The 14,003-nt window shown below is 47.4% G+C and carries 18 protein-coding genes; all 18 read left to right on the forward strand.

Annotated features, from left to right (window positions below):
- The first annotated feature begins 107 nt into the window (after nucleotides 1–107).
- The 18 genes from spoIIIAA (at nucleotide 108) to BXP28_RS00640 (ending at nucleotide 13,287) form a co-directional block, all read left to right on the forward strand.
- Nucleotides 108–1,121 (forward strand): stage III sporulation protein AA, encoded by a 1,014-nt coding sequence (spoIIIAA, locus tag BXP28_RS00555; RefSeq protein WP_024095038.1) that lies wholly within the window; start codon nucleotides 108–110, stop codon nucleotides 1,119–1,121.
- Nucleotides 1,114–1,629: a stage III sporulation protein SpoIIIAB gene (spoIIIAB, locus tag BXP28_RS00560; protein WP_023485521.1), complete on the forward strand. Its 516-nt coding sequence runs from the start codon at nucleotides 1,114–1,116 to the stop codon at nucleotides 1,627–1,629. The genes spoIIIAA and spoIIIAB overlap by 8 nt, the downstream gene beginning before the upstream one ends.
- Nucleotides 1,630–1,642: 13 nt before the next feature.
- On the forward strand, nucleotides 1,643–1,846 hold the full coding sequence (gene spoIIIAC, locus BXP28_RS00565; protein WP_023485520.1) for a stage III sporulation protein AC: 204 nt from the start codon (nucleotides 1,643–1,645) through the stop codon (nucleotides 1,844–1,846).
- A gap of 10 nt (nucleotides 1,847–1,856) precedes the next feature.
- Nucleotides 1,857–2,246, forward strand: coding sequence for a stage III sporulation protein AD (spoIIIAD, locus tag BXP28_RS00570; RefSeq protein ID WP_023485519.1), 390 nt, complete (start codon nucleotides 1,857–1,859; stop codon nucleotides 2,244–2,246).
- Nucleotides 2,247–2,273: 27 nt separating this feature from the next.
- The gene (gene spoIIIAE, locus BXP28_RS00575; RefSeq protein WP_077584834.1) at nucleotides 2,274–3,470 is read left to right on the forward strand and encodes a stage III sporulation protein AE; all 1,197 of its coding nucleotides are present in this window, start codon (nucleotides 2,274–2,276) and stop codon (nucleotides 3,468–3,470) included.
- Nucleotides 3,471–3,517: 47 nt separating this feature from the next.
- Nucleotides 3,518–4,258, forward strand: coding sequence for a stage III sporulation protein AF (spoIIIAF, locus tag BXP28_RS00580; protein WP_023485517.1), 741 nt, complete (start codon nucleotides 3,518–3,520; stop codon nucleotides 4,256–4,258).
- Nucleotides 4,259–4,298: 40 nt separating this feature from the next.
- Nucleotides 4,299–4,940, forward strand: coding sequence for a stage III sporulation protein AG (spoIIIAG, locus tag BXP28_RS00585; protein ID WP_023485516.1), 642 nt, complete (start codon nucleotides 4,299–4,301; stop codon nucleotides 4,938–4,940).
- A 22-nt stretch (nucleotides 4,941–4,962) separates the two neighbouring features.
- Nucleotides 4,963–5,637 carry a SpoIIIAH-like family protein gene (locus BXP28_RS00590; RefSeq protein ID WP_023485515.1) on the forward strand — a complete coding sequence of 225 codons (675 nt, stop codon included), beginning with the start codon at nucleotides 4,963–4,965 and terminating at the stop codon, nucleotides 5,635–5,637.
- Between the two features lie 264 nt (nucleotides 5,638–5,901).
- Complete coding sequence (accB, locus tag BXP28_RS00595; RefSeq protein ID WP_023485514.1) at nucleotides 5,902–6,399, forward strand: acetyl-CoA carboxylase biotin carboxyl carrier protein; 498 nt, start codon at nucleotides 5,902–5,904, stop codon at nucleotides 6,397–6,399.
- Between the two features lie 17 nt (nucleotides 6,400–6,416).
- Nucleotides 6,417–7,775 carry an acetyl-CoA carboxylase biotin carboxylase subunit gene (gene accC / locus BXP28_RS00600; protein ID WP_023485513.1) on the forward strand — a complete coding sequence of 453 codons (1,359 nt, stop codon included), beginning with the start codon at nucleotides 6,417–6,419 and terminating at the stop codon, nucleotides 7,773–7,775.
- Nucleotides 7,776–7,914: 139 nt separating this feature from the next.
- The gene (locus BXP28_RS00605; protein WP_023485512.1) at nucleotides 7,915–8,319 is read left to right on the forward strand and encodes an Asp23/Gls24 family envelope stress response protein; all 405 of its coding nucleotides are present in this window, start codon (nucleotides 7,915–7,917) and stop codon (nucleotides 8,317–8,319) included.
- A 115-nt stretch (nucleotides 8,320–8,434) separates the two neighbouring features.
- Nucleotides 8,435–8,995 (forward strand): alkaline shock response membrane anchor protein AmaP, encoded by a 561-nt coding sequence (amaP, locus tag BXP28_RS00610; RefSeq protein WP_023485511.1) that lies wholly within the window; start codon nucleotides 8,435–8,437, stop codon nucleotides 8,993–8,995.
- Between the two features lie 12 nt (nucleotides 8,996–9,007).
- Nucleotides 9,008–9,235, forward strand: coding sequence for a DUF2273 domain-containing protein (locus tag BXP28_RS00615; RefSeq protein WP_024095034.1), 228 nt, complete (start codon nucleotides 9,008–9,010; stop codon nucleotides 9,233–9,235).
- Between the two features lie 94 nt (nucleotides 9,236–9,329).
- Complete coding sequence (gene nusB / locus BXP28_RS00620; protein WP_024095033.1) at nucleotides 9,330–9,779, forward strand: transcription antitermination factor NusB; 450 nt, start codon at nucleotides 9,330–9,332, stop codon at nucleotides 9,777–9,779.
- Nucleotides 9,780–9,896: 117 nt separating this feature from the next.
- Nucleotides 9,897–10,763, forward strand: a complete 867-nt coding sequence (gene folD, locus BXP28_RS00625) for a bifunctional methylenetetrahydrofolate dehydrogenase/methenyltetrahydrofolate cyclohydrolase FolD (protein WP_023485509.1) — start codon at nucleotides 9,897–9,899, stop codon at nucleotides 10,761–10,763.
- A 7-nt stretch (nucleotides 10,764–10,770) separates the two neighbouring features.
- Complete coding sequence (gene xseA, locus BXP28_RS00630) at nucleotides 10,771–12,138, forward strand: exodeoxyribonuclease VII large subunit (protein WP_023485508.1); 1,368 nt, start codon at nucleotides 10,771–10,773, stop codon at nucleotides 12,136–12,138.
- On the forward strand, nucleotides 12,128–12,379 hold the full coding sequence (xseB, locus tag BXP28_RS00635; protein ID WP_023485507.1) for an exodeoxyribonuclease VII small subunit: 252 nt from the start codon (nucleotides 12,128–12,130) through the stop codon (nucleotides 12,377–12,379). The genes xseA and xseB overlap by 11 nt, the downstream gene beginning before the upstream one ends.
- 2 nt (nucleotides 12,380–12,381) lie before the next feature.
- A complete protein-coding gene (locus BXP28_RS00640) occupies nucleotides 12,382–13,287 on the forward strand; it encodes a polyprenyl synthetase family protein (RefSeq protein WP_394804613.1) in 906 nt (301 codons plus the stop codon).
- The last annotated feature ends 716 nt before the right edge of the window (nucleotides 13,288–14,003 follow it).

The following is a 14,003-nucleotide window of genomic DNA, read 5'->3' on the forward strand; positions in this document are numbered from 1 at the left end:
GAACAGGAGGGCAGCGTCCTTTCTGCTTCAGGCATATAAGCAGGCATATTTTCCTCTAGTAAGCATAGATATGTGGTAAAAGACAGGACAACCATGGAGGGCCCGTGATGCTGCGAACTATTCTTCTATTTTTGCCACATCCCGTTAAAACGATTATTGGAAATCTACCTAAAAAAATAGCAGAAGAATTGGAAGAGATCCGCATAAGGGAAGGAAGACCTCTGGAAATTGGAACAGGAGGTAAAAGCCTGTTTATCAGTGAGGATGTGCGCCTGTTGACCCAGCCGGACGAGGCCTACCGTCCTACAAGGGAAGTATGCTCGGCTTTTCTGGAGCTGCTGACCAGACATTCTCTTTATTCCTTCGAGGAAGAGCTCAAGCGCGGCTATATTACAATCCCCGGAGGGCATAGGGTGGGGCTGGCCGGCCGTGTTGTACTGGAACACGGGGAGGTCAAGCATCTGCGGGATGTCAGCTCCTTTAATGTCAGGGTAGCCAGAGAAGTGCAGGGTGTGGGAGTGCCGGTACTTCCTTTTTTGCTAGACCCGGAATCGAGATCCGTCCATCAAACACTTGTCATTTCTCCTCCGCAGCAAGGGAAGACAACACTGATCCGTGATTTGGCCCGGCTGCTCAGTTATGGATGGGGGACGGGGGCAGGCGGCGGAAAGGCATGGAGCTGCAAAGTCGGCATTATTGATGAAAGATCAGAGCTTGCTGCCTGTATAAAAGGAGTGCCGAAGTTCGATCTCGGCCCGAGAACAGATGTGCTTGACGGATGTCCTAAGGCGGAAGGAATGATGATGATGATCCGCTCCATGTCCCCGGATGTTGTAATTGTGGACGAGATCGGACGTTCTGAAGATACTTCTGCCATTCACGAATCACTCCGTGCCGGTATCCGGGTAATTGCAACGGTCCACGGGAAAAACCGTGAAGATGTGCTTCACCGCCCTGTGATCCGCCAGCTTATAGAAGAACAGGTTTTTGGAAGGTATGTGATTCTAAGCAAGCGGAAGGGGGAATCCCCCTCCTTTGAAGTACTGGACAAGATGGGACAGCCGGTATCCCTTCCTGCTGTATCCACCCCCTTAACCTGGAGGTGGAAACCGGATGGTTAAAATGCTCGGTGCTGTGCTTGTACTGGGTGCTGGTACGCTTTACGGATTTGTTCAAGCTATGCACTATGCCAGAAGACCAAAACAAATTCGCCAGCTTCATCAGGCTTTGCAGCGGCTTGAGACCGAGATCGTTTACGGGTATACCCCCCTGCCGGAAGCTCTCCTCTCCGTCAGTATGCAGATAAACGAGCCTCTTTCATCAATGTTTGCTGAACTCGGAGGTTCGCTGGCCCGGGAGGAAAGGACAGTAAGGGAAGTTTGGGAAGGGACTCTCCGCAAATATTGGGGCCATTCCTCCATGAAATCAGTGGAATTTCAGGCGATGCTGCAACTTGGATACACATTAGGCTTATCTGATCGTGAGGATCAGGTCAAGCACCTCAAACTGGCAGCAGCCCAGCTTCATGCCGAGGAAAAACAGGCGGCCGATGAACAAAAACGCTACGAAAAAATGTGGAAAAGCCTCGGTCTGCTGATGGGAGCATTAGTCGTTATCTTGATGTATTAAGTGAGGTGCCTACATGAACGTAGATGTGAATGCCATATTCCAAATAGCAGGTATTGGAATCATTATTGCGATGATTCATACAGTACTCAAGCAGATGGGAAAAGAAGATATGGCTCATTGGGTGACGCTGATCGGCTTTGTGGTTGTGCTTTTTATGGTTGTCAGCATGCTGGACAACTTGTTTCGCGAAATTAAAACCATTTTTTTGTTCCAGTAGGTGAAGCCTCGTGGAAATGATTCAAATTGTCGGCCTTGGCCTTGTGGCAGCGGTGCTTTCCCTTATTTTGAAAGAACAAAAGCCGATCTTCGCTTTTTTGTTGGCCACGTTCACTGGAATCCTGATATTCCTTTTTTTAATAGATAAAATCTCGGCGGTTATTCAAGTCTTGGAAGATTTGGCGGAAAAATCAAACATCAATATGGTTTTTTTAAAGACGATCTTGAAAATTATCGGAATTGCCTATATCGCTGAGTTTGGAGCACAGATCGTGCGGGATGCCGGACAAGAATCCATTGCATCCAAGATTGAATTATCCGGCAAAGTACTAATTATGGTTATGGCGATCCCTATTATAATTGTCATTATTGAAACCGTGGTGAATCTGCTTCCGGCATGAATCACAAAAGAACCAGGAGATGAGGACATGCTGCACCCGTCGTTGCCGTCATCCTACAAACGAACGATGCTTCTTCTTTTTCTGCTTGCCCTATGTCTTGCCTGGGCAGGGGGAGTCTCTGCGGGTACAGGACCTGCGGAAGCTATCATAAAAGGGCAGGCGGACCAGTTGGAAACGGAGCAGGTAGAACAATTTTGGAACAAACTGATGAAAGATTACGGAGGGTACTTTCCGGAAAGTAAAACGCCTACCTTCAGTGACATGCTGCTCAACGGAATGCAGTTAAAACTGCCGGATATTTTCAAGGGAATTTTCAAATACCTCTTTCATGAAATCATTGTAAACGGCAAACTGCTTGCTTCTATAGTCATTCTTACTGTGTTCAGCATGATTTTGGAAACTCTGCAAAGCTCTTTTGAAAGAAATGCCGTCAGCAAGATTGCTTTCGTAATCTCTTACCTGGTTCTGATGATCATAGCCATCAACAGTTTTCAAGTAGCCATCGAATATGCGCGCAGTGCGATTCAGTCCATGATGGATTTTATGGTTGCCTGCACCCCGATTCTGCTTACTTTACTGGCCTCGATGGGGAATATCACGACAGTAGCCATCATGCATCCCCTTATTGTATTCATGATCCATGCGGTCGGTACGGCCGTGTACTTTATCATCTTTCCGCTTCTGTTTTTTTCGGCCATTTTGCATATTGTCAGTTCGCTGACGGACAAGTATAAGGTAACGCAGCTGGCCAACTTGCTTAGAAATATCAGCATAGGGCTGCTTGGAATATTTATTACTGTTTTTCTCGGCGTAATATCGGTCAGGGGCAGCATGGGGGCCATTACGGACGGTGTAACCATACGCACGGCCAAATATATTTCCGGCACATTCATACCGGTGGTAGGGAGATTGTTTTCTGATGCGACAGAAACGGTGATTGGAGCCTCCTTATTGATGAAAAATGCCATTGGCCTGGCAGGCGTCGTTATTCTGATTCTGCTTTGTGCTTTTCCGGCTATGAAAATCTTAACCCTGGCACTGATCTACAATGCCTCCGCAGCGGTCATGCAGCCTCTAGGGGAGAGTCCGATCATTAAATGCCTGCAAACGATCGGCAAAAGCATGCTGTACGTGTTTGCCTGCCTGGCGGCAGTTGGCCTGATGTTCTTTTTGGCCATTACCATCATTATTACCGCAAGCAACGTTTCGTTGATGGTCCGCTGAAGAGAATACCTGTTCACTACCTTTGAGATGGGAGGAAGGGACGAAAGATGGAATGGCTCTCCGGATGGCTAAAAACGGTCATCACGATCATTTTATTAGCAACCTTTGTAGATCTGCTCCTTCCGTCAACCAAGCTTCAGCGTTATGTAAAGACCGTGATGAGCCTGTTCATATTACTGGCCCTGCTCAGCCCTGTGATGCAGCTGCTCCAGCGGAATTGGAATGTAGACCAACTCCTTTCAAGAGCAGAGAAAAAACAGGAAGAAGCTGCAAAGCTTGCAGGAGGAAAAGGGGGAAAACTCCAATCGCTGGAGGAAGTGCTTCAACAGGGAAAAAGGCTTCAGGAACAAGGACAGCGGGATTCGGTACAGCTGGTGGAAGAGAAACTTGCGCAGATACTCAGGGAAGATATTCAAAACAAAGCAGACTGGGAAGTTAAGGAGGTGAGTGTCAAGGCTTCTTATTCCGATACGGGTCAGCCTAAGATCAGTAGGGTCACGGTGCATCTCTGGGACTGTCCCCCCAACACCAGGGACCAGGAAAACCAGCAGGCTGACCACAGAGAAGCTATTGCTGTCATTCGCCCAGTAGACCCTGTCAAGCCGGTAGAGCCTATTACGAAAATAGATAATCAGAAGTCTTCCGAATCTGCTTCCGCTCAGGTTAAAAATCTCACAAAAGAGGAAAAGGCACAGAAACAAAAAGTGGAGGAACTGTTAGTTAAACAATGGGAGCTCGACCCTTCGTACTTGGATGTTCAAATACACCGTTCAGGCAGCAAATTATAACAGAGGCGGCATGACCCGCAGGGAAGAGAGGTGACAGCATGTGGGCAAGTTTAAGCAGTGGTTCGACAATTGGTTGGGTGGAGGAGAAAAAGGTACAAAAAAATCCCATCTTACGCTCATGATCCTCGTTGCCGTACTGGTGGGGGCTGCCTTGATGATTCTGAGCTCTTTTATGAATGTGAAGGACATCAGTCACTATAACGAGGGTCGTGGCTCCCCCAAGGAAGAGGTCTCCCAACAGGTTTTTTCCGGAAAAGAAAATAAGGAGAAAAACGGCTTCCGGGAGTATGAAGAGGCTTTTGAAAGCCGTCTAAAAGAACTTTTGAAAAAAATTGCAGGAGTGGGCGAACCCGAAGTAATGGTGAATATTGAATCGACTGAAGAAACTGTCGTAGAAAGAAATGCGAAAGAATCCCATCAAACCACTTCTGAAAAAGACACCAATGGGGTTTCACGGAATATTTCCGAGATTACTAGAGACGGGCAGGTGGTGCTGTATCAGGTCTCAGGGGACCAGAAACCGTTAGTGCTGAAGTACATCAAACCTAAAATACGAGGAGTCTTAGTTGTAGCTAAAGGGGCTGAGAATATGACTGTAAAGCGGATGATCTCCGAAGCTGTGGAACGGAGTCTGGATGTTCCGGCTCAGAAAATCTCAATCCTGCCCAAAAAACAATCTTAAATGATACGAGGAGGAACGAAGAATGAATGGAAAAAGACAAACAATCTGGCTGGTATCGATGCTGTCTTTAATGGTACTGCTATCGGCCTACTATCTGTTCACTGAGGGTGTGGGCAAACTTAAGGATGTTACGCAGGCACAAGAACAGCCGACACAGGTGAAAGTAGATTTGAGTGAACTCGGCAAGGACGGGGAAAAAAGTGAAACTGATGCAGCAGGAAAAAAAGACGGAAAGTCTGATACAAAAACAGAAGGAAAGGATAGTACGGCTTCTGGCAAACAGCAGGATGATTCAAAGGCAGCTTCCACAGATGCCCAGGTTCTTGAAAAAATGGAGCAGAAAAAAACCGGCAAAGAATTTTTTGACCAGCAGCTGATGAAACGCAATGAAGTCATGCAGAAGGAAGCTACCCGCCTCATGGAAATTGCCAATGATTCCAAGAAAACTCCCGAAGAAGTCAGCAAAGCCGAGCAGGATCTGAAAGCAATTCAGGATACAGTTGCCAGAGTAGCGAATGTAGAGGATAGTTTGAACAAAGATTTTAAAAATGCGGTGGTAGTGCAGGAAGACAATAAATGGAAAGTAACCGTCCAGGCCAATAAACTGGAAAAAAGCCAGGCTGTCTCTATTGTAGACCGTATGATGAAAGAGCTTAAGATCGGACCTGAGAAGGTAGTCGTCCAGTACATTCAGTAAAAAGGATTTGGCTTAATGTCAGATTCCCTGGAATGAACAGCACTGTAAGCAAAATCTTTTTACCATTTCATACTTTGTCTGTACGTTCAGAGCCCGAGATATTCGGGCTCTTTCCATTTCTTTCGTTTGTGATATAATACATAACGTTACCGTGAACAAGCTTTAGATCATTCAGTTTAGGTATGTGCTAAGAAACCATCCGGCACCGTCCGGGTCAAGTTTTTTTGTTTAGTTTGGTTCACAAATGTAAAAGGAGTGACATGGATGTACAAATTAAATGAAATTAAAGAACTTTTGAAATTGATGGATCAAACGTCCCTGCAGGAGCTGGAAATTGAGAATGAAGGTTCCCGCATTCTGATCCGCAAAGCGAATAAAACGGAAACTGTGGTAGTCTCTGCCTCGCCGGTACAACAACCCGTAAACCCTGTCATTCCTGCACCAGCATTGCCGGCGGAACAAAATCAAGCATCTGTCCAGCCTGCGGATCAGCAAGACAGCGGCGAACAGTCTGGAACTGAATTACATAAGATTGTATCTCCAATGGTAGGCACTTTTTATTGTTCACCAGCTCCCGGAGCAGATGCTTTCGTGTCACCGGGCACCAAAGTAGGGGATAAAACAGTCGTGTGTATCATAGAAGCGATGAAGCTGATGAACGAAATTGAAGCTGAAGTCAAAGGAGAGATTGTAGACGTTCTGGTAGAAAATGGCCAGCTTGTAGAATACGGGCAGCCATTGTTTTTGGTGAAACCGGAGTGAGTTCAGGAGGGAATGCAATGAGGTTTCAAAAGATATTGGTGGCGAACCGGGGAGAAATTGCAGTCAGGATTATCCGAGCTTGTAAGGAGCTTGGTATCTCTACGGTGGCTGTTTATTCCGAAGGGGACCAGGATGCACTGCATGTGCGGCTTGCGGACGAAGCTTACTGCATTGGCCCAACCCCGGTCAAAGACAGCTATCTTAACGTTACAAATATTATGAGTGTAGCTACGCTAACCGAAACGGATGCAATCCATCCCGGATACGGGTTTCTTTCGGAAAATGCGGATTTTGCTGAAATTTGCGAGAGCTGTAATATTACGTTTATCGGCCCTTCCCCTGAGGCTATTGCCCGGATGGGGGATAAATCTGAGGCAAAGCGGACGATGAAAGAAGCGGATGTGCCGGTAATTCCCGGTTCTGACGGACTGATCGAGAGCGTCGATGAAGCCATACGTCTTGGAAGGGAAATTGGTTATCCGTTGATAATTAAAGCTACGGCAGGAGGCGGAGGGCGAGGTATCCGCATTGCTGAGAGCGAGGAAATGCTCATTCAGCAAATCACGACGGCCCAGCAGGAAGCGGAGAACGCATTCGGGAATGCCGGAGTCTATCTGGAGAAGTATTTAACCGGCATGAAGCACATTGAGATCCAGATTCTGGCAGACAAGCACGGCAATGTAGTCCATCTTGGGGAGAGGGACTGTTCCATCCAGCGCCGCAGACAAAAACTGATTGAGGAAGCGCCCTGTCCGGTATTAAGCCCTGAACTCCGGGAAGCTATGGGAGCTGCTGCCGTTCGTGCCGCTAAAGCGGTACAATATTCCGGGGCAGGTACCCTTGAATTCCTGCTGGGACCTGACGGACAATTTTATTTCATGGAGATGAATACCCGCATTCAGGTAGAACACCCGGTTACCGAGATGATCACAGGTGTGGATTTAATTAAAGAAATGATTCATATTGCAGAAGGTGTCCCGTTATCCTTTACACAAGAGGATGTGGTCATTAATGGATGGTCTATTGAATGCCGTATCAATGCGGAAGATCCGGACCGCGGTTTCATGCCTTCTCCAGGCAAAGTCGATTTTTATCTTCCTCCGGGAGGCGTGGGAGTACGCGTTGACAGTGCGGTTTATCCGGGTTATCGCATTTCTCCCCACTACGATTCCATGGTTGCCAAACTCATTGTATGGGGAGCTACCAGAGATGAAGCCATCGCACGCATGCGCCGTGCATTGGATGAATTTGCAGTAGATGGTGTGCATACCATTATTCCTTTCCACGAAAAATTATTACAGCATAACGGCTTTATCCGCGGTGACTTTGACATCAAGTTTTTGGAGGAACACGACATTAACGATCCTGAATCCTGATAAGAATTCGATTCATTGTCATATTTTTGGCTAAATGGTATAGTATTAAATTAGTACAGCTTATCCAGCTGCGCGGACCAGGCATTGGCTTACAAGGCAAGTTTGCTGTTCGCAAACTTAGAGGAGGTGTGCACATAGCATGACAATTTCTACGGATTACGAAAGAACGGATATGGGCTCCATTCAGATTGCCCCGGAAGTCATTGAGGTAATTGCGGGTCTGGCCACTGTAGAGGTGGAAGGAGTTGCCGGCATGAGCGGCGGTTTCGCGAATGGGATTGCCGAATTCCTTGGACGCAAAAACCTGGCTAAAGGTGTAAAGGTTGAAGTGGGACAAAAGGAAGCTGCGGTCGACGTTTCCATTGTGATCGAATACGGCCAGCGGATACCTGAAGTGTCTAACAATATTCAACAAAATATCAAGAATGCCATTGAATCGATGACAGGGCTTTCCGTTGTTGAGGTTAATGTCCATATTCATGATGTTCACTTCAAGACAGATAACGCTACGGATGATGACCATTTAGTACAACGGGTTAAATAATCGGGATAGTATGGAATAAGGAGAAACCCCCTACTAGAAGAAGAAGTGAGGGGGTTTCCTTGCCAATAGAAATAAGAACTTTAGTTACTCTGGCCAGAAAGGGGACAAGCTACCCGTGGTTAAAGTTGTAGACCGGTTTTTACTATTTATCTATAGCCTGATAATTCTAGCTGGTTCGGCCATTGCCGTTTCAATAGGCTTTCGAATTATTCCGGCCAAAGAGGTTTCCTATTTTCTCAGGGACCTTTATTCGGAGACTTCCTACGCAGCAACTGCAATTGTGGTCGGCTTTGTGATTATGCTGATCAGCATACGCCTTTTTTACATATCGATAAGACGCGGCAATACCAGATCCCCTTCCATTGACCAGAGGTCGGAATACGGGGATATCCGCATTTCCCTTGAAACCGTTGAAAATCTGTCCTTAAAGGCAGCGGGGTGTACCCGGGGCGCCAGAGAATTAAGATCCCGTGTACATGTAAGCGAAGCCGGCCTCGATATTGTCATGCGGGCTGTTGTGGATGGTGATCAGCCCATACCATCACTGACCGAGGAAATGCAGGCAAATGTGAAGCGGCATGTGGAGGAAATTACCGGGATTCCTGTGGCCAAAGTCTCGGTGTTTATTGCAAATATCGTTCAATCTCAACCTACCTTCAAAAGCCGGGTAGAATAGGGGGACCCGCTTATGTGGAAAGAACTCTTACGAGAACATCCCGGCAAGACAGTCGGCATATTAGGGGGACTGCTGTGCGGAATTGTCTATTTGTTTTTCGGTTTTTGGGATATGCTGATATTTGCTTTTATCTCTTACCTGGGTTATTATATCGGCAAAAAGATAGATCAGAAGGAAGCTGTTTTTCCTGCCCAGGACATTTGGGACTATTTAACGCAAAAATGGAGAATGTTCCGCTGAAATCCTTGGTTTTGCCTTGGATTTTTTTGTTTGGAAAGGTTTAAGATTGACGTATACTATAAGCAAGCGTGTGAAAAGTTTAGGAGGCCGTTACATGAGGCGCAGAGTTGCGAGAGAAATTGCTTTACAAAGTTTATACCAGATGACAATGAACGAGGTAACTGCAAAAGAGGCGGTAGATTCCGTCATTGATGAGGCTCTTCATGAAAATGAAGGGGCAGTGGATCTGAATGGGGATACTTCAGCCAAACCTTATATTCATGAGCTCGTAGAGGGAACTTTGACGAACCGGGAACGGATCGACCAAATCCTCTCCGAATATTTAAAAGGATGGCAGATGGACCGTTTGTCTAAAGTGGACCGCGAGGTTCTTCGAATGGCCGCATATGAAATGCTCTACAGGCAGGATACGCCGCCTAAAGTTGTTGTTAATGAGGCGATAGAGCTTGCCAAGCATTTTGGAACTGATGAATCCGGAAAGTTTGTCAACGGAGTACTGGGTAAGCTGATAAAAGAGATGGACAGCCTGAAAGCAAATCTCTAATCTGTTTTTTACCGAGCGGAATGCCTGCAATAAGGAAAGAAGCAGTTCCCGCTTGACCGCAGAAAGGGAACATGTCAGACTGATTCTATAGATATCCATGGTGAGGGGGAAACCAGATTGGCAGGACAAGTTATTAACGGAAAAGAACTCGTAAGTTCCATTCGGGAAGAAATCAAGACGGAAGCTGCAAAACTGACAGAAGCGGGCATCAGGCCGGGATTGGCCGTAGTAATTGTCGGGGATGATCCCGCTTCCCATATTTATGTCAACAATAAGGCTAAAGCATGTGAACAAGTGGGCATATACTCCAAAGTATTCCGTTTACCTGAAGCTACAAAACAGGAAGAATTGCTTGCTTTGATCCAAAAGCTGAACGAGGACAATCGCATTCACGGTATTCTGGTGCAATCCCCGCTTCCGTCTCACTTGAACGAAGAGGAAGTTGTAGATCACATTGATCCCCGCAAAGACGTTGACTGTTTTCATCCTGTTAATGTAGGAAATCTTATGATCGGTAAACCGGGATTTCTTCCCTGTACGCCGGCGGGCGTGATCGAAATTTTAAAGAGAACCGGTATTGATATAGCCGGCAAGCATGCGGTAGTAGTAGGACGAAGCAATATTGTCGGTAAACCGATGGCTCTTTTGCTTCTGCGTGAGCATGCGACAGTTACGGTCTGTCACTCCCGGACTCCAAATATGGAGGAAATCACCCGCCAGGCTGATATTTTGGTAGTGGCAGTCGGCAAGGCAAACCTGATCCGCAGTCATCATGTAAAACCGGGTGCCGTGGTGATAGATGTGGGCATGAACAGGAACGAGCACAATAAACTTACCGGAGATGTCAATTTTGGGGAGGCCAAAGAGATCTGCAGTTATATCACTCCGGTACCGGGCTGTGTAGGACCTATGACGATTACCATGCTGCTGAAGAACACCCTCCAATCCGCCGTTAAACATCTGCCGCCGGGTATAAGTGAGTGAGCGGACAATGGCGATAAAAGAACGGAAAATTCTGTCGGTCAAGGAATTAAACCGTTATATGAAAATGAAGCTGGAGAGTGACTCCGTTCTTCAGGATGTTTGGGTACGTGGAGAAATCTCCAACTTTACCCATCATTCCAGCGGACATATGTATTTTACATTGAAGGATAAGGATAGCCGCCTGAAGAGCATTATGTTTGCGTCACAAAATCAGCGCCTGTCTTTTAGACCGAAAGAAGGTACAATGGTGCTGGCCCGTGGCAATATTTCCGTTTATGAACGTGATGGACAATACCAGTTCTACGTTCAGCAGATGCAGCCGGACGGAATGGGGAATTTGTATCTGGCCTTCGAACAGCTGAAAAAAAAGCTGGAATCGGAAGGCTTGTTTGCCTTAGAGCGCAAAAAGCCCATTCCTAAGTATCCGAAAGCTATCGGTGTTGTCACATCGCCTACGGGTGCTGCCGTACGGGATATTATCATCACGCTGCAAAGAAGGTTCCCTTCGGTGCCGGTATACCTGTACCCTGTTCTTGTGCAGGGGGCACAGGCGGCCCCGTCGATCACCAAGGCGATCGACGCCATGAACCGCGACGGTGAAGTCGATGTACTGATTGTCGGCCGGGGCGGGGGATCGCTCGAAGAGTTATGGGCGTTCAACGAGGAACTCGTTGCCCGCAGTATCTTCGCTTCCGCGATCCCTGTCATTTCGGCCGTCGGACATGAGACTGACTTCACCATCGCAGACTTCGTCGCCGATCTGAGGGCGGCGACGCCGACAGCCGCTGCGGAGTTGGCCGTGCCGCACAAGCTTGAGCTGCAGCAGCAGCTCGACCAGTACAGGCAGCGGCTCCACCAGGGGCTGCTAAAGCGGCTCGAACGCGGAAGGGACAGGCTGGAGCGGCTGCGGCGCTCCCCCTTCTTTGTCCATCCGCGGCGCCAGCTTACTCAGCAGCCCCTGGAGAGGCTGGACCGCGTGCGGGAGCAGCTTGCCTTCCGTATGCAAAAGAAGCTTTCTGCAGCAGGAGACTGCCACCTTAGACTGGAGAAAAGGCTATCCGCCTTCAATCCGAAAGAGCAGGTAGTCTATGCCCGAAGATGTAGTGATGCGGCAGGGCGTGCCCTAATACTGGCTATACAGGGGATATACAAGTCGAACCGGCGGGAACTTGGCGCCGTTATGCGCCAACTGGACGCGCTCAGCCCGCTGAAAGTAATGCAGCGCGGATACAGCCTTGTTTATGATGAACAGGAAAAGCAATTAATCAAATCGCTGGATCAGGTACAGATCGGCGATGTTGTAAAAATAAAACTGACCGATGGCCGGCTCGGTTGTCATATCTGGTCGATGGAGGAGAACAAGGATGCCGAATGAGGAAAACACAGTAAGCTTTGAAGAAGCCATAGAGAAGCTGGAAGCCATTGTTGCCCGGCTTGAAAGCGGAGATGTTCCTCTTGAGCAGGCCATCGAGCTGTATCAGGAAGGAATGAAACTTTCCCATCTCTGTGGGAAAAAGTTGGAGCAGGTTGAAAAGAAAATAGACATGCTGGTAGAAAGTGAAGCCGGTCTGATCAAAAAGCCTTTCGAGCCTTCCTTGGGGGACAAGATCGAATGAGCATAAATAATATGGGGTCTATTCAAGCATATTTACAAACCCGTGCCCGCCAGGTTGAAGAAGCTCTGGAAGGGTCTTTGCCTGTACAATGGGAGTTTCCGGCTGATCTCCGGGAATCTATGCTTTATTCCTTAATGGCAGGAGGCAAACGAATCAGACCGGTCCTCGTACTTGCAGCGGTAGAAAGCTTTGGACTAGCTCCTGAGAAGGTCATGCCGGTAGCCTGCGCTATTGAAATAATTCATACTTACTCCCTGATTCACGATGATCTGCCGGCTATGGATAATGATGATTATCGTAGGGGCAAGCCGACTAACCATAAAAAATTCGGGGAGGCCATGGCTATTCTGGCGGGAGATGCTCTTCTGACACATGCTTTTTACAGCGTGACACAAGCTGCCCGGCAAGGTGGTTTTTCTGCGGAACAGGTGCTGGCCGTTGTTGAGGAAATATCTGTCTACGCAGGAGCAAGAGGAATGGTCGGCGGACAAGCTGCCGATATGCAGGGAGTGCAGGGTATCACGCGGCTGGAAGAACTGGAGTACATTCATGCCTGCAAGACCAGTGATCTGATTATATGCAGCTTACGTGCAGGAGCCATACTTGCCGGGGCGGATGAGAAGCAGCTGCGTGCGCTTACAGTCTTCGGTTCCTGTATCGGCATGGCCTTTCAAATTATGGATGATATACTTGACGTGGCCGGAGACGAAGCCAAGCTTGGAAAACCGGTGAAAAGTGACGAGAAACAGAAAAAGGTCACCTATCCTTATTTTATTGGGCTTAAAGCATCCAGGGATAAAGTAAAAGGGTTGACGGAACAAGGAAAACAAGCGCTGCTTGAAGCAAATTTAAGCAACCCCGAATACTTAATAGGAATCGCTGATTATCTTTTGCAAAGAGACCGTTGATCCCGCAAAGGGTGTCAGCCTTTGGTCTGATCATTCTGCTTTTAAAACAGGCCAGGCCTGTCTATGTTAGAAATGTCACGAAATTATGTTATAATCGAGTATATCTGTTATGGAGTGGTACAGTATTCAGTCAGTCTACCGTTTCCGAGGGCGGACCTAAAAATTTGTTAAAGGGCACATCGATGAAGTTCCTGATGTTGGCTTCCGGCGCCCATTTGGGGGTTGATGCTGAATGAAACCATTCCCTTTAAAAGAGGCTAAGAAACGGTTAAAGGCTGCCTAGGAAAGCCCCTAGACTGTTCATGATTATGGGGCTTTCTGGGGATTATAGTGTGGACTGAGTGGTCATCTAGTCTGATGGCCGGCGGGCGGCATCAAGACAGACATGAAGGAAACCGCCCATTTGGCGACAAAAGGGTGTCCCGCTTGGGAAAACCTGCTGGACCTAAGCCACAGCGTTTACTCGCGAGCCAACACTCTGATTCCATGACTTTTATCATGTTTTTCTTATTCTTGGATGTGTTACATTCGTTTTTGAAGATCCCGTTTTATTTCCCCGTCATGCCTGCTGCCTTTAAAGGAGCGGCTTTGTTGTTTATTGTTTCCTTTTTTGGACATGGGAGTTGAAAAATGAGATTTTCTTGGAAGTACTCCATCAAATAGAGTATTTTTATCAATTGTAACTTTTATTTTAGCTTGTATATTTAATAGTCGTT

The sequence above is a fragment of the Paenibacillus larvae subsp. larvae genome (assembly GCF_002003265.1).
Lineage (GTDB): Bacteria > Bacillota > Bacilli > Paenibacillales > NBRC-103111 > Paenibacillus_H > Paenibacillus_H larvae.

What these genes read in the sequence shown, in the direction of transcription:
- spoIIIAA (WP_024095038.1), top strand. Translation starts at nt 108, where the DNA reads ATGCTGCGAACTATTCTTCTATTTTTGCCACATCCCGTTAAAACGATT.
- spoIIIAB (WP_023485521.1), top strand. Translation starts at nt 1,114, where the DNA reads ATGGTTAAAATGCTCGGTGCTGTGCTTGTACTGGGTGCTGGTACGCTT.
- spoIIIAC (WP_023485520.1), top strand. Translation starts at nt 1,643, where the DNA reads ATGAACGTAGATGTGAATGCCATATTCCAAATAGCAGGTATTGGAATC.
- spoIIIAE (WP_077584834.1), top strand. Translation starts at nt 2,274, where the DNA reads ATGCTGCACCCGTCGTTGCCGTCATCCTACAAACGAACGATGCTTCTT.
- spoIIIAF (WP_023485517.1), top strand. Translation starts at nt 3,518, where the DNA reads ATGGAATGGCTCTCCGGATGGCTAAAAACGGTCATCACGATCATTTTA.
- BXP28_RS00590 (WP_023485515.1), top strand. Translation starts at nt 4,963, where the DNA reads ATGAATGGAAAAAGACAAACAATCTGGCTGGTATCGATGCTGTCTTTA.
- accB (WP_023485514.1), top strand. Translation starts at nt 5,902, where the DNA reads ATGTACAAATTAAATGAAATTAAAGAACTTTTGAAATTGATGGATCAA.
- accC (WP_023485513.1), top strand. Translation starts at nt 6,417, where the DNA reads ATGAGGTTTCAAAAGATATTGGTGGCGAACCGGGGAGAAATTGCAGTC.
- BXP28_RS00605 (WP_023485512.1), top strand. Translation starts at nt 7,915, where the DNA reads ATGACAATTTCTACGGATTACGAAAGAACGGATATGGGCTCCATTCAG.
- BXP28_RS00615 (WP_024095034.1), top strand. Translation starts at nt 9,008, where the DNA reads ATGTGGAAAGAACTCTTACGAGAACATCCCGGCAAGACAGTCGGCATA.
- nusB (WP_024095033.1), top strand. Translation starts at nt 9,330, where the DNA reads ATGAGGCGCAGAGTTGCGAGAGAAATTGCTTTACAAAGTTTATACCAG.
- xseA (WP_023485508.1), top strand. Translation starts at nt 10,771, where the DNA reads ATGGCGATAAAAGAACGGAAAATTCTGTCGGTCAAGGAATTAAACCGT.
- xseB (WP_023485507.1), top strand. Translation starts at nt 12,128, where the DNA reads ATGCCGAATGAGGAAAACACAGTAAGCTTTGAAGAAGCCATAGAGAAG.